Origin of the sequence: Hymenobacter plasmatis, from assembly GCF_020711255.1 — a bacterium.
Taxonomy (GTDB): domain Bacteria; phylum Bacteroidota; class Bacteroidia; order Cytophagales; family Hymenobacteraceae; genus Hymenobacter.
In genome coordinates this window covers 1-18441 of the sequence record NZ_JAJFAW010000004.1, presented here as the reverse complement: position 1 = coordinate 18441, position 18441 = coordinate 1, and the positions used below count along the sequence as shown (strand labels likewise).

Below are 18441 nucleotides of genomic sequence, written 5' to 3'. Positions count from 1 at the left end.
TTCAAACGTAAAAGCCCCTAAAATAGTCGGCGCTGGGCTGGCAAACTTACGCTCATCCGCTTGCCCTGGCCCCGCTAAAGCCCTATCTTAGCCCAGGGAATCTATCTTTTGCTACCCGCTCCCATCCATGAATCGGTTTACCAACTACTTGGAAACGCAGTCTTTCGGCTTGTGCTCTGCGCTGGCCCAGCGCTGGGGCTTTAGCACACGGAGCGTCCGGCTGTCGTTCGTTTACGCCTCGTTTTTTACGTTTGGCTCTCCCATCGTGCTGTACTTTGCAGGGGCTTTCTGGATGAATGTACGCCGGGCCATGCGCCAGCAGCGCAGCACCGTCTGGGATTTGTAAAGCAGCTGGCCCCAAGCTATTTTGGGACAGTTTTACGAACCTCCCAATGCCTCTGACCATTCACATTGCGGTGATGCTGGCTTTCTGGTACGGCTACACCAAACTGGCACGCGAACCATTTGACCGCCTGATGGCCCAGCCCAAGCAGCTAAAAGGCTGGGTTTGGCTTTACCTCAAAGGACTGTTGCTGCTGGTAATTCTGCCCTTTGTGGTTGCCGAGTCGCTTTGCATGGTTTTTCTGACGAATTGGGACTACAACCGCACCATGGTACTTGCGCCCCACTTTCTAAATCTGCTGGTGTACAAGCGCTTCGCGCAGTTCATCCGGGCAACTTTGCGCTCGTAGCAACTGCCGAAATACCCAATTGGGAGAACTTCTTTTTGCCTTGGGCAAAGTAGGCCCAGACCAGGCTGCCCGCGTACACGCCGGCTCGGTCTTTCACTTGCAGGTGCGGCCGGGTGGCCAGCCGCTTCTTGCGCCAGTAGCTCAACTTCTTGTAAAAGCTGAAGTGCGCCCTTAGCACGGCCATGAAGTTGCCACCCTGCCCGCTAGCCAAAAAGCGCATCCCGGCCACCCCGTCCAACAGCAGGCGTTGGAGCATGGCGCCAAATAACTCGCCCGGGGCCGCGTTTTTATAAAGCAGGGCCAGCCCGTTGCGGAAGTTTAGGTAGGTTTTGCGGGGGCTGCTTTTGGGCAGGGTACCGCCGCCCACGTGGTGCACGGCGCTGCCGCCGTGGTACCACACTTCGTGACCGGCATTCCAAAGGCGCCAGCAGAAGTCTATCTCCTCCATGTGCGCGAAAAAGGCCGGCTCCAGCCCACCGAGCTCCAGCCACGCCGAGCGCCGCACCAGCAGGCAGGCGCCGCTGGCCCAGGCCACGGGCTGCGGGTCGTCGTACTGGCCGTGGTCTTTTTCGAGCGTGTCGAACAGGCGGCCGCGGCAGAACGGGTAGGCCAGGCGGTCGAGGTAGCCGCCCCCGGCCCCGGCGTATTCAAAATAGGTAGGGTCGGCTTGGGCCAGGATTTTGGGTTGCACGGCGGCAATGCGCGGGCTGGCTTCCAGTAGTCCGCGCAGGGGGCGCAGCCAGCCCAGGGTCACTTCCACGTCGGAATTGAGCAGCACCACAAAGTCGCTGTCGACCTGAGCCATGGCTTGGTTGTAGCCCTCGCAGAAGCCAAAGTTGCGGTCCAGCAGTAGCAGCTCTACCAGCGGAAAATCACGCGCGAGCAGCTCCACCGAGTCGTCGGTAGAGGCGTTGTCGGCCACGATAACGCGGGCGCCGTCGGCGTGGTCTATCACCCCGGGCAGGAAGCGGCGCAGGAAATTGGCGCCGTTCCAGTTCAGAATAACAATTGCGACGTCGGCACAGGGCTTCGATGAAGATGGAGGAATGAGAGATGAGGGATTTTCTCCACTCAAGTCAGGGCTTGTTTCTGCTTGCTTAGCCTGCAATTCTTCTTTGCTCATTCCCAATTCCGCATTAAGCATGGCGTCCGCGCTAGACGCCAAAACCGCTCAGGTCGAGGCCCGGTACATTGGGCATCAGGCCACTGGTTTTGCGCTGCAGCTCCTGGCGGGCCAGCTCGGCGGCTTCGTCCAGCGCCTTGTTCACGGCGGCTACTACCAGGTCGGCCAGCATGTCGCGGTCCTGCGGGGTGAGCAGTGTTTCGTCGATTTCGAGCTTGAGGAGCTTGCGGTGGCCGCTGGCCGTAGCGCGCACCAGGCCGCCTCCGGCTTCGCCCGTGGCCGTGATGTGTTGAATTTCCTGCTGGGCCTGCTGCATTTTGTCTTGCAGCTCTTTCACTTTGCCCATCATGCCAGTTAGGTCGAATGCCATAGTCGTTGGTTGTCGTTTGTCAGGTGAGAAATTGTCGGGTTAGCAATGAACAAGGAAAAGGCGGGAAAGTGCGCAGAACTTTGGCACCGTGCCGCCGGACTCCAATTCGTAACCGGACAAAGGCTGTTTGATTATTTTAAAATATTAACCGAGCCCGTAGCCGTAAACGGCTTGCTGCCATCTTCGTTGGCTTGCTCAAACCGCCATACATAAGCGCCGGGCACGGGGGCGTGCCCGCGGATGGTGCCATCCCAGGCGTCGCTGCGCTGGGTGCCCCGAAAAACCTCCTGCCCGTTGCGGTCCACAATCAGGAAGGTGTAGTTCTGCAGGTACTTGCCTTTTACTTCCAGCACGTCGTTCAGCCCGTCGCCGTTGGGCGTGAAGGCCGTGGGGATGACGAGCGCCAGCCGCCGGACCACGGTGGCCGTGTTGGAGTAGCTAAAAGTGCCCGCTGGCAGGCCGGCTCCGCTGATTTGCAGGCGGTAGCGCAGCACCTGCCGGTCGGTGGGTGGGGTTAGGTCGGTGTAAGCGCTACCGCTCACGGCCACGGAGCTCAGCACGGTGCCATCGGCGGCCAGGCGCTGCAGCGAGTAGCGGGCGGCCACGCTGGGGTCGGGTCCGGTGAAGGGCGTCCAGCTCAACGTGGCGGTGGTGCCATCGGGGTCGGACGCGGTGGCGGAGAGCAGGGCCGGGCAGGCCTCGGAGCTTTCGGGCGAGGCGTTGCCGCACACGTCGGTGAGGCGCACCGCGTAGCAGGGGCGCTGGGTTAGCAGGGCATCCACGCCCGCCGAATCGCGCTGCACCCGGGTGCTGGTGGCGGTGCCAAAGTCGGTGGCTGGTTTGCCGCTGGCGGTGCGGGTGTAGCGCAGGGTACTGCCGGTGGCGAGTCCGCCATTGGCCAGAATTGGGGTCAGCTCCACCACGTTGCGCAGGTTGAAGCTAGCCACCAGCCGCGGCTGCGCCGGCGGCAGGGCCGATTGCGTGGTAATGGAAACGGAATTGGAAACCGAGGTTCCGCCGCCCGGCTGGGTGGCGGTGACGACGTAGGTGTAAGTGGTGCCGCATTCCACGTTGGAGTCTTCGAGCCCGCCGGGGATGGCAACGAATCCTGCCAGGGACTGGCCGTTGCGTGTTACGCTGTACTTACTGCCGGTGCCCGCATCGTTGAGCAGCAGCTGGTTGCGGTTCTGGGTGGAGCTGCCCGTTAGGCTGAGCGTGCAGAGCAGGGGCGAAAAGGCCGAATCGAGGTGGCAGGGGTCGGTGCGTCGCAGCCGGTAGCAGCCGGCCGCGGCGTTGGATAAGGTGAGGCTGGTACTGTTGGCGGCTATAGCTGTAACGGAGCGGAAGCCGCCCGGGAGGCTGGCATCGGCTCGTTGCAAGGTATAAGTATAGCCGGCCGGCAGCTGGCCAACGTCCAGGGTCGCCGTGCCGCCCGGAAGTGGGGCCTGCAACGCCAAGCGGGTGAAAGCTGGTGCGGGCGCTGGTGGTAGCGGAACTACGGTCTGCGTGCTGGCGCCACCGCACGCGCCGACGGCCGTGTAAGCGCCCGTGACCGTGATGGAGGTAGCGCCCGCCGGCAGGTTTACCACCGTCGGCTTATTGCGCAGGATGGGTTGGGCTGGCACAGCGCCCGCCTGCACGGTGTAGCTGTCGTAGTTCGCATCCGTGACGGTTACCAGGGCCGAGCTGCTGGGGCAGGGCGCCACGTTGAAGGCCGGCGCCACCGTATCATAGACCCGAAACGTGCGGATGTAGTACGTAGAAGGTGCACCAACCCCACCGGACTGCGCATTTGCCAACTCCGATACCGTGACCTGGCCCACCTCGGCTTTGGTGGGCGTGTACACATACGGCAGCGCATTCGGTGGGCTGCAGGAAGGCAGAAACGTGGTGCCCACGCCGGGCAGGACACCGTAGAACAGGAGGCTAGTGGGAATATTACGGCCCGCGCACTGCTCGAACCGCACGCTGCGGCCCACGCAAAAGGCCTGCACCTCCTGGCCGGTGGCCACATCAACGGCAGTGAAGGTGCAGGGCGGTGGGTTGGGCGAAGCGCACGACTGAGCCCGCGCCGCGCCAGCCCCCAGCCAGAGAAGAACGATGAAAACAATGCGGCTCAGCAACTTCATAAGGAGCATTCAAAACGCTGCGCAGGTATCCGGGCCCCGCAAAGGCAAGATTCCGGCGGCTGCTTTTATCAAAGCCAGACCGTGGGAAAGGCTTTACGAAAAGCCCGCGCCTTTATTGCCAGTCAAACTTACGGACGAAGTCAGCAGCCCGGTGCAGGTCAGGGTAAAGCACCCGGTCCTGACCCACGAATTTAACCTCCTGCTGAAACGCTGCTACCACCTGCTCCAGTGCATCCGACGTACGGCCTGGGCGGCGGAAGGCCAGCGCCTGCACAGCCGTAAGCAGCTCAATGCCCAAGACCTGCTCCACGTTTTCGATGACGCGCCGGGCCTTGGTGGCGGCGTTGGCGCCCATGCTCACGTGGTCTTCCTGGCCGTTGCTGCTCACGATGCTGTCGACGGAAGCAGGCGTGCAGAGCTGCTTGTTTTGGCTCACGATGCCCGCGGCGGTGTATTGCGGAATCATCAGGCCAGAGTTCAGGCCCGGCTCGGCCACTAAGTAGGTAGGTAGGCCCCGCTGCCCGGAAATGAGCTGGTAGGTGCGGCGCTCCGAGATGCTGCCCAACTCGGCCACTGCCACGGCCAGGTGGTCGAGCGCCAAGGCCAGGGGCTGGCCATGGAAGTTGCCGCCGCTCAAAATCTGGTCGTCGTCGGGGAAGATGTTGGGGTTGTCGGTCACCGAGTTGCATTCGGTTTCCACTACTTGGGCCACGTAGGCCAGGGCATCGCGCGAGGCGCCGTGCACCTGGGGCTGGCACCGGAAGGAGTAGGGGTCCTGCACGGCCATCCGCGGCTGGGTTTGCAGCTCGGAGCCGGCCAGGAGTTCGCGCAGGCGCTGGGCCACCCGCACCTGCCCGGCATGGGGCCGGATGCGGTGCAAGTTGGGCTGAAACGGGTCGGAGCAGCCGCCAAAAGCATCGGTCGAAAGTGCCCCGATGACATCGGCCGCAGCAGCTAGGCGCTGGGCCCGCAGCACCCCATCGACCGCGTAGGCCAGCATAAACTGCGTGCCGTTGAGCAGGGCGAGGCCTTCTTTGGCTTGTAGCGTAAGTGGCGCCCAACTGAATAGGCTCATGGCGTCGGCTGCGTTGAGGCGGTAGCCCTGGTAGTTCACTTCGCCCAAGCCCAGCAGCGGCAGGCAGAGGTGGGCCAAGGGGGCCAGGTCGCCGCTCGCGCCCAGGGAGCCTTGCTCGTACACCACGGGCAGCATTTCGCGGTTGTACATATCCAGCAGGCGCTGGGCGGTGGCCACTTGCACGCCGCTGTGGCCGTAGCTCAGGCTCTGGGCTTTCAGGAGCAGCATGAGCCGCACGAGGTTGCCGGATACTTCGGCGCCGGTGCCGCAGGCGTGCGACATCATCAGGTTGACCTGCAGCTGGGCGCGGGCCTCCGGAGCGATGCTCACATTATAAAGCGAGCCAAAGCCGGTGTTGATGCCATAAATCGGCGAGTTGTCGTGGGCCAGGCGTTGATGCAGGTACTGGTGGCAGGCGGTGATGCGGACTTTGGCGTCGTCGCTCAGCGCAACGGGCCGGCCATCGGCCAGCAGGGCCGCCAGCTCGGCCAGGGTGAGGGGCTGAGTGGGCGAAATAAGGTGGGTGGGCATTGAGGGGTGGGTGGGGTGAGCGGGGGGGCTGCAAAGAACTAAAAAAAATCCCCTCCTTGCCAGGGAGGGGATTTCGGAGTAGGGCTGCGGTATATAGGGTAGTTGAGCTATTCCGCCGTAAGGGCGGTTACGACTTCGCCGATGGGCAGCATTTTTTCCTCGCCGGATTTCATGATTTTAATTTTGACCACGCCAGCCATCAGCTCCTCCGGGCCCAGCACCAGCACCAGCGGGATGCCCTTGGCATCGGCGTACTTGAACTGCTTCTGCAGCTTGCTCACGTCGGGGTACAACTCGCTGGGAATGCCGGCGGCCCGAAGTTGAGCCAACAGCGGCAGCGCGGCGCGGCCACTGGCCACGTCGAAGTGCGTGATGAGGCAGCGGGTAGGCGTTTCGGCCGTGACCGTGAACAAGTCCAGCGCCTCGAGGCAGTCATACAGGCGGTCGACGCCAAACGAGAAGCCCACGCCCGACACCCCCGGCAAGCCGAAGCTGCCGGTGAGGTTGTCGTAGCGCCCGCCGCCGCTCACGCTGCCCATCTGCACGTTGTTAATCTTGACTTCGAAAATGCAGCCCGTGTAATAGGAGAGGCCCCGCGCCAGCGTGGGGTCAAACTCGAGGCGGTCGAATTGCTTGAAGCCCGAGGCCGTGAGCAGGTCGCGCACGGTGGCTAGCTCCGTGAGGCCGCGGTAGCTGGCTTGCGGGTCTTCGGTTTCTTCGCCGTTGGTGGGGCGGGGGCCGTCTGGCTCTACGCCGGCCGTGACGAAGCCCGCCAGCAGGCGCACCAGCTTCTCCTCGTAGTCGCCATCGGTGGTCAGCAGCGCAAAAAGCGTGTCGATGGTGGCCTCCGAAAAGCCGCGCTCCAGCAGCTCACGAGTCACACCGTCGCGCCCGATTTTGTCGAGCTTGTCGATGGCCACGAACAAATCCGACTCCCGGCCTTCGCCGTTCAGGGCCTGGTAAATGTTGCGCAGCACCCCGCGGTGGTTGATTTTGATGGTGAAGTCGTGCAGGCCCAAGCCGTTCAGCACCTGCGCCATCATCAGCACAATTTCTGCTTCGCAGAGCAGCGAATCGGTGCCCACCACGTCGGCATCGCACTGGTAAAACTCCCGGTAGCGGCCGCGCTGGGGGCGGTCGGCGCGCCACACGGGCTGCATCTGGTAGCGCTTGAAGGGGAAGGTGAGCGTGCCGCGGTTCATGGCCACGTAGCGGGCAAAGGGCACGGTGAGGTCGTAGCGCAGGCCTTTCTCGGCCACTTTGGGCAGCAGGGCTTTAGAGCCAACTTCCAGGTCAGCCGTTGTTACTTCTTTGGCGAAGTCGCCGGAGTTCAGGACTTTAAAGAGAAGCTGGTCGCCTTCGTCGCCGTACTTGCCGGTGAGCACCGAGAGGTTCTCCAGGGTCGGGGTTTCGAGTGGGGCGTAGCCATACGACTCAAACGTGCGACGGATAACGTTGAAAATGTGCTGGCGACGCGCCACTTGGGCTGGCCCGAAGTCGCGGGTGCCTTTCGGAATACTAGGTTTTTGCATGACGGGGCAAAGGTAGGGGTGGGGCTTGTCCCCGCCCGTCGTTGCACGTAATCGTTGGAACAGTGCACGTGCAGAAGCTGGCATTACCACCGGTTGGGATTATCAAGAATGTAGCGACGCTGGCCCTCCAACTCGGCAGTGTCGCGAATGATACGTTCGTAGTAGTTGCGCTGCCAGCACGAAGGTGGAGCTTGATAGCCAGCAGCTAGCAGTTGGCTTCGCCACCGCCCATAACACCGCGATTTGAACCCACCCACTACTTGGCTAACGGCTAAGGTTTGGTTCTGGGTCAGCACCAGGATGAAGTGCAGATGGTTGGGCATGAGCACCCACGTATCGACTCGAACGGTAGGGTAGTGATTAGGAAGTGCCAGCAGCTCATCTAGCACAAGCTGGCCCAATGCCGAAGGTTGAAAAGAAGCTTCCGGCACCAGAACTCCAAGCAAATGGGCCTTATCGCGGCAGCAAATGGTCACCGCGTAATAGCCAGCCATGCTGTAGTCATAGCCATGGTAGCGAATGCTGCGCCGTTGCGGAGGAAGTTCCATTGGGCGCAAACATACGCGTTGGGGTAGGGCTTGCCTCCGCCTGATGTATGTGCTGTGCTACCGATTTGTTCAACGACGGGCGGGGACAAGCCCCGCCCCTACAACAAGCCCCGACGCCTGACATGCAGACGACGGGGCTGTTTTGCAGAAAGAAGGAGAGAAAGGCAGGGTGTTATGTTATGCAGGAATTAGCTCAACTCAGCCGCCGAAGCCGCCACCGCCCTGGGGCGCGGCCTCGATGCGGCCCGGCTTGGCCTTGCTAGCGCCGATGTACCAGGTGAAGCCCAGCCAGCCCACACGGCTTTCGTCTTTGGCGTAGCGGTAGCTGCTCAGAGCATCGGTGGCGATTTCGCTGCGGTACTGCTGGGTATTTAGCAAGTCCGACACGCGGAGGGTTAGGGCAGCGCGGTCCGAGAACAGGCGCTGGCGCAGGGCAATATCCATTTGGCCTTGGGCCAGCTGGCGGCCCTGGACCGTGAGCGAGGCCGAGCGCAGGTTGCCGCTCAGCTGCACGTCCAGGGTGGGGCGGATGGTGAAGTTGTTGGTCAGGCGCAGCGTACCCACCAAGGCCTGGCGGTTGGTACCTTGGCTGTTGGAGGCAATCTGGGCGCGGTAGATGGAGGTGCTGGCATTCAGGCGCCACCACTTCGCTAAGGGCTGGTTCACGCTCAGCTCGGCGCCAAGGTTGGTGGTGCGGCCCACGTTGAGGTAAGTTTCGGCGGTGACGAGGCCGGCGCTGGGTCCGGCCAGGCGGGTGGCCAGGGTATCCACGAAGCGCAGGCGCTGGATGGAGTTGGTGGTGATGCGGGCAAACACGGTGCTGGTGATAGTGGCCTGGCCAAGGTTGAGCTGGTGGCCCAGCTCAATGTTGTGGCTGAACTCGGCCCGCAGGCGGGGGTTGCCGAGGCGGTAGCTGCGTGGGTCCTGGTAGATGGCCAGGGGCAGCTGCTGCATGAAGTTGGGCCGGTTGAGGCGGCGGGCGTAGCTGAACTGCAGGCGGTTCTGGCCGGGCTCTTTGCCAAACTCGCGGTTGATGGTGGCCGAGGGGAAGAAGTTGAGGTAGTCTTGGTTGAGGCTGCCGCGCTGGGCAATGCCGGCCCCGCCCTGCACCGTGCCGCTGAGGATGGTGTACTCCGAGCGCAGGCCGGCCTGGGCGCTCCACTTGGGGCCGAGGGGGCGCTGCACTGTCACGTAAGCAGCGGGCACCAGTTGCTCCGAGGTGTAGGTGAGCGAGCGGGTGGGGTCGTCCTGGAAGTCGTTGGGGCGGCTTTCGCTGCTGGCGTAGCCGAACGCATTGGCGCCCTTCTGTGCCTGCCGCTCCAGTTTTACGCCCATTTCCAGGCGGCCTTTGCCTGCGGCCAGGGGGTGGGTATAATCCACCTGCCCAAACTGAATGTTGCCCAAGAGGCTCAGTTGCTGGCGGGTGCCAGGCTGGGCCACCTGCGTGGAGCCGGCTTCGGCAAACTGCCGCTGCACTACTGGCACATTGGCGTCAATCACCACGCCGCCGAAGTTGGCCGTCAGCTCGCGGCCCTTGTGCTCGGCCCAGGTGCGGCGGTAGCTGCCGTCGTAGTTCAGGACCTTTACTTGCACGTCGAGGTCTTGCCGGCCGCGGGCGCGCTGCACGGCGCCGTTGTTGGTTTGCTGGGTCAGCTCCTGGCCTTCGCCTTCCAGGTTCACTTCTTTGCCGGGCGACACATTTAGGCTCAGGGTCTGGCTTTTGGGCAATTCCAGCTCAACGCCCACCCGCACGTTGTGGTTGCGGTGCACTTCACTGCCAATGCCTACCTGCGTGGTGCGCACCGTTTGCGGGGCCGAATCGGTGCCCAGCAGGGCGGTTTGCTCGGAGTGGCCGTGGCTTTGGTAGGTCACGTCGCGGCCGTTGTAGCCTGCCGACCACGTGGCTTTGCCCACCTTGCGGCTTAGGTTCAGGTTGCCGCTGTATTTGTCGCCGGTTCCCACGTTCAGGGCGGCGGTGCCGTTGGTGCCGGCCTTGGTTTCTTTCTTGGTAATGAGGTTAATGACCCCGCCACCGCCGGACGCGTCGTACTTGGCCGAGGGGTTGGTAATCACCTCCACCTGGGCGATGCGAGAGGCCGGAATCTGGTCGAGGCGCTGGCCGCCGCCGGAGTTGCCGTTGCTAACCCCGGCCGGCTTGCCGTCGATGAGGATGGTCACGTTCGAAGTGCCGCGCATGCTCACGGTGCCGTTCACGTCTACGCTCACCGAGGGCACGTTTTGCAGCACGTTGGCCGCGGTGCCGCCCACGCTGCCCAGGTCTTTTTCAACGTTAATTACGCGCTTGCCCAGCTCTTCTACCACTGTGGCTTTCTGGCCCGTCACCACCACTTCGCTGAGCTTGGTGGCGGTGGCGGCGGTTAGCTTCAGCCCTTGCAGTTGGGCTGCCGGTGCGGCTGCGGTGAGGGTGAAGCGGCGGCGCAGGGGCTTGTAGTTCAAATCCTGCACCCGCATCAGGTAGGTGCCCAGCGGCAGGGAAGCGGCCTTGAAGGCGCCCTGGTCGTTGGTTTGGGCCACGGCCACAAATGTGGAGTCGGCCGCGCGGAGCAGCAGCACATCCGAGAAGGGAACGGGGTTGCCCGTGCCGTCTTCCTTCAGGCTGCCGCTCACGCTGCCCGGGCCCGCAGTTTGGGCCGCCGCGCCCAACGGCAGCAGGAGCGAGGCAAAAGCCCACATGCGCAGGGAGCGGCTAACATGAATCAGGGTACTTGGAGTGGAGAAGAGTTTCATAATGCAGAGGTGAGGGTGAGGTGGGCGAGGCGCCACTTGGGTCTGGCAGCGGCCGCGGTTCCGCTGGAGAGAGGAGTGACTCGGGCGCCCTTATCAGGTGAGTGAGGTGGCGGTGGCTGGGTAGCGGGCCATCTTTGGTACACGCTAACCTCAGCTACTGGGCTAAGGACAGAACAAAAGTAAAGCAGGTACTTTGCAAAGCAAGGTACTGTTGCAAATTTTTTTAATCTAGCTCAAGTTTGTCATAGCTTAGCTGCTGGTATTCAGCCAAAAGAAATTTTTAAATAAAAGTCGCTTGCCCTATGGTTGGGCTGATAAAGCCTCGCCAGTACGCGGGAATAGATGCAAGGCTCCGGCTCGCAGTTGCCTGAAGACTTCGCTTATTTCTATTAAAATCAAAAAAGCCCCGACCAAATGGCCGGGGCTCTGTGTGATGTTTACAAAAAATGAGGCTAATAGGGGCCGGCCCGTTCAGCTCAATAGTTACTTGCGTTTCGCCGGTACGCGGGGCTTGGCAGCTTGCTTCACGGGGTCCACGGCCAGGCCGTTGCGGTAAGTCACAGAGCGGGCTTCCGTTGTGCCGTCTTCCTTGTAGTAGGTCCACACGCCGCTTTGCTTGCCGTTGCGGTACTGCCCGCTCACGGCAAGCGTGCCGTCTTCGCGCAGCTCTTTGAAGGGGCCCAGCAGCACGTTGCGCACGTAGGTGGTTTCCTTGCGCAGCTTGCCCGACGGGAAATATTCCTGGGCCACGCCCGACGAAAACCCATTGACAAAGGGCTGGCGGCTTTGCACCTGCCCGTTCTCAAAGTAGGTCAGCCGGTCGCCGAGCAGGCGGCCGGTGGGGCCGTAGGTTTCGGCCTTGCGCGGGGTCTTGCCATCGGGATAAAACTCTTTCCAGGTACCGGCGGGGCGGTTGTTTTTGTACTGCTCCTCGGCCTGTGGCAGCTTTCCAGCCACGTCGTGGTAGCGGGTGATTTTGCGGTCGTGGCCGTTGTTGCTGTAGTCGATGTCTTCGCGCAGGTTGCCGTTTTCGAAGTACTCTAGGGCGTGGCCGGTGGGCACACCGTTGTGGTAGGTCAGCTTGGTTTTCACCTGGCCGCTTTCGTAGTAGCTCGTCGAGGGCCCTTCTAGGTTGTTGGTGCCGGTGATAGGGGCCAAGCGCTTGGTGAGGTCGTCGCCCAGCCGGTTTTTCACCGGCCGCTGCACCAGCGGGGCGGGGGCGTAGGTGCTTTCGGTTTGGAGCTTGCCGCTCATGTAGTAGCTCCGGTAGCGGCCGCGGCCGTTTTTATCGGCCAGTACTTCGTTCTCAATCTGGCCATTGGGATAGTACGTTTTGTACGGCCCCGACAAGAGCCCGCGGGTGAAGGTGCCCTCGCTCTGCACCGCGCCGTTGGGGTAAAAGAACTTCACCGCGCCGTTGGGCTGGCCGTCCACATAGGTGATTTCGGCCTGGGTCTTGCCGTCGGGGTACAGCGCTTTGAGGGCGCCGTTGGGCTGGCCTTTGGTGAGGGTGGTGCGCAGCTTCACCGACCCATCGGGGTGGTAGAAGGTGAGCTCGCCGTTGGGCTCGTCGTTCTCGAACAGGCCTTCCTGGGCCACCTTGCCGTTGTCGTAGTAGGTTTTGAACAGGCCCTGCCGGATGCCGTCGTGGTAGGTGGTTTCTAGGCGGCGGTTGCCGGTGGGGTGAAATTCGACGTAAGCCGAGTCGCGCTTGCCGTTGGTAAAGCTGGTTTGCTGCTCCAGTTTGCCGTTGCGGTAATAGCGCCGGTAAGTGCCCTGGGGCACGGTGTCGGCGGCCACGCGGGCCGTGTACACCTCGCGCTTGTGCACGTTGGTCGAGTCGTAATACGTCACGAGCCGCCGCAGCTTCTGGCCGTGCGTGGGCAAGGTCAGCATCAGTAGAACAAAAGGCAATAGGTATTTCATAGGCGAAAGAACGCAGAAAAAGGGTTTTGCGTGCAGTGAGAGGAGCTTACTAAAATTCGGGCCAAAAAAAGCCCCATCGAACGCTCGATGGGGCCTTACTTGGTGTGGCTAGGGCCGCTTACAGTCGCTCGACTACAATGGCGCTGGCGCCGCCGCCACCGTTGCAAATGCCGGTGACGCCGATTTTGCCGCCCTCGTTCTTGAGCACGTTCATTAGCGTGGTCACGATGCGCGCGCCGGAAGCCCCCAGTGGGTGTCCCAGGCTCACGGCACCGCCGTACACGTTCACTTTCGTGCCTTCCAGATTCAGCAGCTTGTTGTTAGCCAAGCTTACTACTGAGAAAGCTTCGTTGATTTCGTAGAAGTCCACGTCGGCTGCCGTCTTGCCGGCGTTTTTCAGCGCTTTCGGAATGGCCAGGGCCGGCGAGGTGGTGAACCATTCGGGGGCCTGCTCGGCATCGGCAAAGCCCAGGATGCGGCCGATGGGCGTGAGGCCCAGGGCGTCGGCCTTTTCGCGGCTCATGAGGAGCACAGCGGCCGCGCCATCGTTCAGCGTGGAAGCGTTAGCGGCCGTCACGGTGCCGCCTTCTTTGATGAAGGCCGGCTTCAGGCCGGGCACTTTCGAGAAGTCCACTTTCAGGTACTCTTCGTCGTCCTCCATCACCGTGGTTTTGCCGCGGCTCTCGATGGTGACGGGCACAATTTCGTCTTTCTTCTTGCCGGCTTTGGCGGCCGAGGCGCTGCGGGTGTAGCTCTCGATGGCAAAGGCATCCTGCTGCTCGCGGGTAATGCCCATTTCCTTGGCCGTGTTCTCGGCCGCGTTGCCCATGGCGTAGTCGTGGTAGGGGTCCCAGAGGCCGTCGCGCACCAGGCCGTCAATCATCTGGCCGTTGCCGTACTTGGCGCCAAAACGGGCCTTGTCGAGGTAGTATGGCACGTTGCTCATGCTCTCCATGCCGCCGGCCAGAATCACATCGGCCTGCCCCAGCATAATGGCCTGGGAAGCGAACATGATGGCCTTGGAGCCCGAAGCGCATACTTTGTTCACGGTGGTGCACTCCACGGTGTCGGGCAGGCCGGCTTTCTTTGCGGCCTGGCGGGCGGGAGCCTGGCCGAGGTTGGCCGAAATAACGTTGCCCATGATAACCTGCTCAACTTCCGACGGGGCCACGCCGGCTTTCTCCAACGCCCCTTTCAAGGCAATGGCGCCCAGCTCCGTGGCCGACAACGACGACAGCGCTCCGCCAAATGAGCCAATGGGCGTGCGGACGGCAGATATGATGACAACTTCTCTGGTTTGCATACGAGGTACGGTAAAAGGGTTGGGTGGGAGGTTCAATTAGGCCGCAAAAGTACGGATTTACAACCCCCAAAACGGTAGCCAGCCTAACGGTCGTTCGGGAAATTTAGTTGGCGGCCCAACGGCCATAGGCTGAAAACGAAATCACCAGGTCGGCTTGTTGGGGTCGGGCTTCTGCTGGGCGGGCCGGGTTTGCTGCTGCAGGTACTGCTGCTCCTGCGCGCGCAGGGTTTCCAGCAGCTGGCGAGCCTGCGCCGGGCTCAGATTCATGGCCTGCAGGCGCTCGCGTTGGGTTTGCAGCCGCACGTCGGCCGGCGTAGCCGCATCGGTGCCCGGGCGGTCGCTGCGGCCGTTGGGAGCAGAAGCGGGGGCATTGCTGCCGCGGTCGAGCCCGCGCTGGGTGCCGGGCGTCTCGCCGCTGGCCACGGGCTGCGGGGTGCCCGCGCCGGGCGTGCGGCCCCCCGCGGCGGCTTTGCCGGGCGCGGCATTGGGCTGCTTGCTGTTGGGCTGGCCGGCCGCATCGGGGCGCTGCTCAGGAGGTGAGTTAGGCTGGGTGGACGCTGGCTTTTGGTCGTTAATTTCGCCTTGGTGGTCAGTGCCAGCTTTTTCGGCGGGCTTGTTTTTTTCGGCGCCGTTCTTTTCCGGGGCGGGCTTGCGGGCACCGGGCTGCGATTTGGGCTGAGGCGGCGGAATCTTCGGGCCCTCTGGCCGTTGGGCTAAATAATCGCTGAGCACTTCGTAATCGAAGCGGGCTCCGGCATTATCGGGGTCGAGCAGCAACGCCTGCCGCAACAGGCCCAAGGCCTGCGCTATTTCACCTTTTTGAGCCGCTTGCACCGCCAGTTGTTGGCGCGCCACGCTGCTCAATTGAGCTGGGCTGCCGGTCAGCAACCGCTCGTAGCTGGCTTGAGCCAGCCCCAGCTGCCCAGCCCGGGCCTGCGCATGGGCCAGATTGAGCACCAGCCGAGGGTCGGGCGTGCGCCGGGCTTTCGCGGCCAAAGCCGCTTCAAATGCTTTTGCGGCCGTAGCCGCATCGCCTCGCCGATAAGCGGCCGTACCGACGGTTACGGCCGTATTGCGGTCGTGCACCCACGTAAGCAGCCGCCAGGTGGGGCCACCGAATGCCAATACCAGCAGCACTAGGTATTTCATGGGCGAATAATGGTAATGGTAAGCACGATATCCAATGCCAACAGCAGCAATGCGGCAGCTAGTGGATAGCGGTAGCGGTTGTCGGCCACGGCCACGGTTCGCACCTGCTCGGCTGCCCCCTGCATGGTGCGCAACGACCGCAGCAGCGTCCCAAACCCGTTTTGCTTGTTGTTTAGCTCCACATACTGCCCGCCGGTTTGGGCCGAAAGCTGCAGCAGCGGGGCTTCCTGCAGGCGGGTTTGCACCAACTGCCCCCGGCCATCTTTCACAAAGCCCCCGCCGGGTTTGGGAATAGTAGCGCCCTCAGCCGTTCCCACCCCGACCGTGTAAATCCGGGCCCCCGTGCGGGCCAGAGTCCGGAGCACCGGTTCCAGGTTTTCGCCAAAATCCTCGCCATCGCTGACTACCACCAAGGTCGTGGCCCGGGGCGTGGCTGCCGCACTACGGCCCGGCACCAGCCGGCTCAGCACCAGCTCAAGCGGGGCCCGCAGGGTAGTGGGGCCCACTGGCAGCAAGCTGGTGCGCAGCGTGCTGATGAACACCTGCACCGCTTCCTGGTCGTAGGTCAGCGGGCATTGCACCACTGCCTCAGTCCCGAACACCACCAGCGCCAGCCGGTCGGCCGGAAATTGAGCTACCAGCTGCTGCAATTCGGCTTGGGCGCGCAGCAGTCGGGTCGGGGCCACGTCGGGCGCATCCATCGAGCGCGACACATCTACCAGCAGCCACACGTCTTTACCGGCGGTGCGCACCGGACGTTGGCTCACCCCGATGGCGGGGCCCAGCGCCGCGCCCAGGAGCGCGGCGCCGGCCAGCACCCGGAGCGCCAGCTTCCAGCCGCGGCGCCGCGGGCGGGTGTTCAGCGCGTTGGCCAGCCGGCCCGTGCGCTGCCAGTGCCCCAGCAACAGCAGCAGCGCCAACATTACGGCCAGCCCCACCGCTACAAAATCAGGATATGCCCAGGTTAGCAATTGAAATACAGGTGAAATAGCAAACCGCAAAGAAGCCTCCGGCCCGGCGCATGTCCAGCTTTGCGTGCCTCAAAGATAAATTTTTCGCCCAAAGTGTGGCGTTTTGAGTTCCGCCCGTATATTTGCACCCGCTTCGGACGGAAGCGAAACCAGCCTGGAGAGGTGGGTGAGTGGCTGAAACCAGTAGTTTGCTAAACTGCCGTAGCTCTAAAGGTTACCGGGGGTTCGAATCCCCCCCTCTCCACTATAATGTTGGGTTGCGAAAGCTTCCCGTTGGGGCTCCACCCAGTAGGTAGCTTTCTAAACTCAACATTATTTTTTTCGGGGTGTAGCGTAGCCCGGTATCGCGCCTGCTTTGGGAGCAGGAGGTCGTAGGTTCGAATCCTGCCACCCCGACATTTGTTTACCCCGTTTCGACCCCGTAGCTCAGCTGGATAGAGCAACTACCTTCTAAGTAGTCGGTCTTTGGTTCGAATCCAAACGGGGCCATTCTTTTAAGACCCTTCCCCGTCCGGGAAGGGTCTTTTTTTGTTTTAGCCTCATTGGGCTTAGGCCTCGATTTCCCAATGTGCATTAGCCCAACCGTAATGGAATAGCTCAACTTCAAGAAGGCGCATACAGTATCTAACTTCCCAAGTGCTTAAGTCTTCGTAGTTGTCAGACATTAACCATGTTGCTTATCTTGAGCGCAAAAACGGGCCTGCCTGAGTTCGGTGGCTGCCTGCTTGCACGTTGCCCCATTGCCATCACCCGCTTTTGTCATCCACCCGTAATTACCATTTTCTCGTCATGAAAAAAACATTACTCTTATTGGGCTGGCTGGGCTTTGCCGCTGGCCTGCACGCCCAAACCCCCAACCTGGGGCCGTGGGTGGAGGTTAATAAAGTCGGAAGCGGGGCTTTCGCGCCGGGCTACTTTATAGATGATGTGAAAACGACGTCGCCCACCATTGCCTGGATGGTGGCGGAGGAAAACTCCAGCATTGGCAAGCCCACAGCATTCTTTGTCACCAATAATGCGGCGGGCGACCAGTTCAATTTTGGCACCGTGAGCGCCGCCAACGGTTCGCAGAATTACCAAACGGGCAATATCTCCAGCGTGGGCGTTTCGGCTACCACGGCCGTAGCCGCTACTTTCCCAATTGCGCAAGGCGCGGCGGGGGGCGAGATACTGCGCACCACCAACGGCGGCATCAGCTGGACCAAAGTCACTACCGCTTCGCAGTTTGTGGGCACGCAGGGCGGCTTTTGCAACTTCGTGCACATGTTCGATGCGAGCGTGGGCATTTCGCTGGGCGACCCCACCAATGGCTATTTTGAAATACTGCGCACCACCGACGGCGGGGTGACTTGGACGCGGGTGCCCCAAACCAGCATCCCGGCGCCGTTGACCAACGAATTCGGCCTCACCCGCTCCTTTTTTGCCCGTGGCAATACCATCTGGGCTGGCTTAGGGTCCTCCAACGACAATGCCCCCGTGCGGGTATTGAAATCCACTGACCGGGGGCTCACCTGGACGGCCAGCGCCGTCACCACCTTGCTGGGCGGCATCACCCGCTTGGCTTTTAAGGACGATTTGAACGGCATCGCTTACAATAATAAGGTTGCCAACAACGCTTTCTCAGAAGTCAATGTCATTCGCACTTCTGATGGTGGGGCCACCTGGTCGCCCATTACGCCAGTGAACACCGCCACCGGCAGCTTTTTTCATTTTGACATTGATGCCGTGGATGGGCGCTACTACAGCGTGGGGGCCCGATTCCCCGTGACCACCCCCACGCCAGTGGCCGCCGATTTCGGCTCTTCTTATAGCACCGACGGCATCAACTGGACCAACCTCAACAACAGCCAGGGCTTCTTTTCGTTTGACCTGATTGCGGGCCCCGCGGGTGCTCCGGCAGGCAGTGCCACGGGCTACGCCGGCGCCGCTACCGACGCCAACGGCGTGGGCGGTATCTTCAGAGCCAACAGCACGGTGACCGCTACCCGCGATGCGGCCCTGCAAAGCGTACTCAGCGCGTACCCAAACCCCAGCCATTCGGGTGTGTTCAAAGTTGAGCTGGGTACTTTGCTAAAAGGCAGTGCGCAGCTTACCGTGGTGGATGCTCTGGGCCGTCAGGTACGTTCTCAAGGCCTGAGTGCCACGGCCATTGGCTCCAGAAATGTGACCCTGAACATGAGCGGCGAAAAAGCCGGCGTGTACACCCTGCAGGTGCGCACCGACGCAGGCATTGCCACGCAAAAGCTGGTGATTGACTAAGAGCCTGTTAAGAAACACAAGTAGTTGGTAGACAAAAAGAAATCAGCCAGGTTATTTCCTTTTCCTCATCCGACCAAAGATGTAC

14 protein-coding genes and 3 tRNA genes are annotated in these 18441 nt (G+C 61.9%); 6 read left to right on the top strand and 11 right to left on the bottom strand.

The features are described 5' to 3' along the window. Positions 1 to 127: 127 nt before the first annotated feature. Entirely contained in the window at positions 128 to 346 is a 219-nt protein-coding gene (locus LJ738_RS03695) for a PspC domain-containing protein (protein ID WP_068194309.1), read from the top strand. 46 nt (positions 347 to 392) lie between these two features. Beyond that, positions 393 to 692, top strand: coding sequence for a hypothetical protein (locus LJ738_RS03690; RefSeq protein ID WP_227784964.1), 300 nt, complete (start codon positions 393 to 395; stop codon positions 690 to 692). Here LJ738_RS03690 and LJ738_RS03685 read toward each other — a convergent pair. The 11 genes from LJ738_RS03685 to LJ738_RS03635 all read right to left on the bottom strand — a co-directional run bounded on the left by LJ738_RS03685 (position 667) and on the right by LJ738_RS03635 (position 16097). Continuing rightward, complete coding sequence (locus LJ738_RS03685; protein ID WP_262907564.1) at positions 667 to 1767, bottom strand: glycosyltransferase family 2 protein; 1101 nt, start codon at positions 1765 to 1767, stop codon at positions 667 to 669. The two genes, LJ738_RS03690 and LJ738_RS03685, sit on opposite strands and share 26 nt — an antisense overlap. Positions 1768 to 1846: 79 nt before the next feature. Then, positions 1847 to 2185: a YbaB/EbfC family nucleoid-associated protein gene (locus tag LJ738_RS03680; RefSeq protein ID WP_068194319.1), complete on the bottom strand. Its 339-nt coding sequence runs from the start codon at positions 2183 to 2185 to the stop codon at positions 1847 to 1849. Between the two features lie 131 nt (positions 2186 to 2316). Continuing rightward, positions 2317 to 4314: a T9SS type B sorting domain-containing protein gene (locus tag LJ738_RS03675; protein ID WP_227784963.1), complete on the bottom strand. Its 1998-nt coding sequence runs from the start codon at positions 4312 to 4314 to the stop codon at positions 2317 to 2319. A 112-nt stretch (positions 4315 to 4426) separates the two neighbouring features. Next, a complete protein-coding gene (gene hutH, locus LJ738_RS03670; protein WP_227784962.1) occupies positions 4427 to 5920 on the bottom strand; it encodes a histidine ammonia-lyase in 1494 nt (497 codons plus the stop codon). A 107-nt stretch (positions 5921 to 6027) separates the two neighbouring features. Further along, positions 6028 to 7452 (bottom strand): histidine--tRNA ligase, encoded by a 1425-nt coding sequence (gene hisS, locus LJ738_RS03665; protein WP_227784961.1) that lies wholly within the window; start codon positions 7450 to 7452, stop codon positions 6028 to 6030. Between the two features lie 83 nt (positions 7453 to 7535). Continuing rightward, a complete protein-coding gene (locus tag LJ738_RS03660; protein ID WP_227784960.1) occupies positions 7536 to 8000 on the bottom strand; it encodes a transposase in 465 nt (154 codons plus the stop codon). A gap of 198 nt (positions 8001 to 8198) precedes the next feature. Continuing rightward, on the bottom strand, positions 8199 to 10748 hold the full coding sequence (locus LJ738_RS03655; protein WP_227784959.1) for a TonB-dependent receptor domain-containing protein: 2550 nt from the start codon (positions 10746 to 10748) through the stop codon (positions 8199 to 8201). Positions 10749 to 11231: 483 nt separating this feature from the next. After that, the gene (locus tag LJ738_RS03650) at positions 11232 to 12674 is read right to left on the bottom strand and encodes a toxin-antitoxin system YwqK family antitoxin (RefSeq protein ID WP_227784958.1); all 1443 of its coding nucleotides are present in this window, start codon (positions 12672 to 12674) and stop codon (positions 11232 to 11234) included. 118 nt (positions 12675 to 12792) lie between these two features. After that, a complete protein-coding gene (locus LJ738_RS03645; protein WP_227784957.1) occupies positions 12793 to 13977 on the bottom strand; it encodes an acetyl-CoA C-acyltransferase in 1185 nt (394 codons plus the stop codon). A 141-nt stretch (positions 13978 to 14118) separates the two neighbouring features. Then, positions 14119 to 15126 carry a hypothetical protein gene (locus LJ738_RS03640; protein WP_227784956.1) on the bottom strand — a complete coding sequence of 336 codons (1008 nt, stop codon included), beginning with the start codon at positions 15124 to 15126 and terminating at the stop codon, positions 14119 to 14121. Then, the gene (locus LJ738_RS03635) at positions 15123 to 16097 is read right to left on the bottom strand and encodes a VWA domain-containing protein (protein ID WP_227784955.1); all 975 of its coding nucleotides are present in this window, start codon (positions 16095 to 16097) and stop codon (positions 15123 to 15125) included. The genes LJ738_RS03640 and LJ738_RS03635 overlap by 4 nt, the downstream gene beginning before the upstream one ends. Positions 16098 to 16253: 156 nt before the next feature. On the opposite strand from LJ738_RS03635, the gene LJ738_RS03630 reads away from it, so the two are divergent. From LJ738_RS03630 to LJ738_RS03615, 4 genes are all read left to right on the top strand, one after another. Then, positions 16254 to 16341 (top strand) — tRNA-Ser (locus LJ738_RS03630). 78 nt (positions 16342 to 16419) lie between these two features. Continuing rightward, positions 16420 to 16493 (top strand) — tRNA-Pro (locus LJ738_RS03625). Positions 16494 to 16512: 19 nt separating this feature from the next. Then, a tRNA-Arg gene (locus LJ738_RS03620) sits at positions 16513 to 16586 on the top strand. 300 nt (positions 16587 to 16886) lie between these two features. Further along, complete coding sequence (locus LJ738_RS03615) at positions 16887 to 18356, top strand: T9SS type A sorting domain-containing protein (protein WP_227784954.1); 1470 nt, start codon at positions 16887 to 16889, stop codon at positions 18354 to 18356. The last annotated feature ends 85 nt before the right edge of the window (positions 18357 to 18441 follow it).

Coding starts and splice junctions, on each gene's coding strand:
- hutH (WP_227784962.1), bottom strand. CDS start 5,920: ATGCCCACCCACCTTATTTCGCCCACTCAGCCCCTCACCCTGGCCGAG.
- LJ738_RS03640 (WP_227784956.1), bottom strand. CDS start 15,126: ATGAAATACCTAGTGCTGCTGGTATTGGCATTCGGTGGCCCCACCTGG.
- LJ738_RS03690 (WP_227784964.1), top strand. CDS start 393: ATGCCTCTGACCATTCACATTGCGGTGATGCTGGCTTTCTGGTACGGC.
- LJ738_RS03655 (WP_227784959.1), bottom strand. CDS start 10,748: ATGAAACTCTTCTCCACTCCAAGTACCCTGATTCATGTTAGCCGCTCC.
- LJ738_RS03645 (WP_227784957.1), bottom strand. CDS start 13,977: ATGCAAACCAGAGAAGTTGTCATCATATCTGCCGTCCGCACGCCCATT.
- LJ738_RS03650 (WP_227784958.1), bottom strand. CDS start 12,674: ATGAAATACCTATTGCCTTTTGTTCTACTGATGCTGACCTTGCCCACG.
- LJ738_RS03660 (WP_227784960.1), bottom strand. CDS start 8,000: ATGGAACTTCCTCCGCAACGGCGCAGCATTCGCTACCATGGCTATGAC.
- LJ738_RS03680 (WP_068194319.1), bottom strand. CDS start 2,185: ATGGCATTCGACCTAACTGGCATGATGGGCAAAGTGAAAGAGCTGCAA.
- LJ738_RS03675 (WP_227784963.1), bottom strand. CDS start 4,314: ATGAAGTTGCTGAGCCGCATTGTTTTCATCGTTCTTCTCTGGCTGGGG.
- LJ738_RS03695 (WP_068194309.1), top strand. CDS start 128: ATGAATCGGTTTACCAACTACTTGGAAACGCAGTCTTTCGGCTTGTGC.
- LJ738_RS03615 (WP_227784954.1), top strand. CDS start 16,887: ATGAAAAAAACATTACTCTTATTGGGCTGGCTGGGCTTTGCCGCTGGC.
- hisS (WP_227784961.1), bottom strand. CDS start 7,452: ATGCAAAAACCTAGTATTCCGAAAGGCACCCGCGACTTCGGGCCAGCC.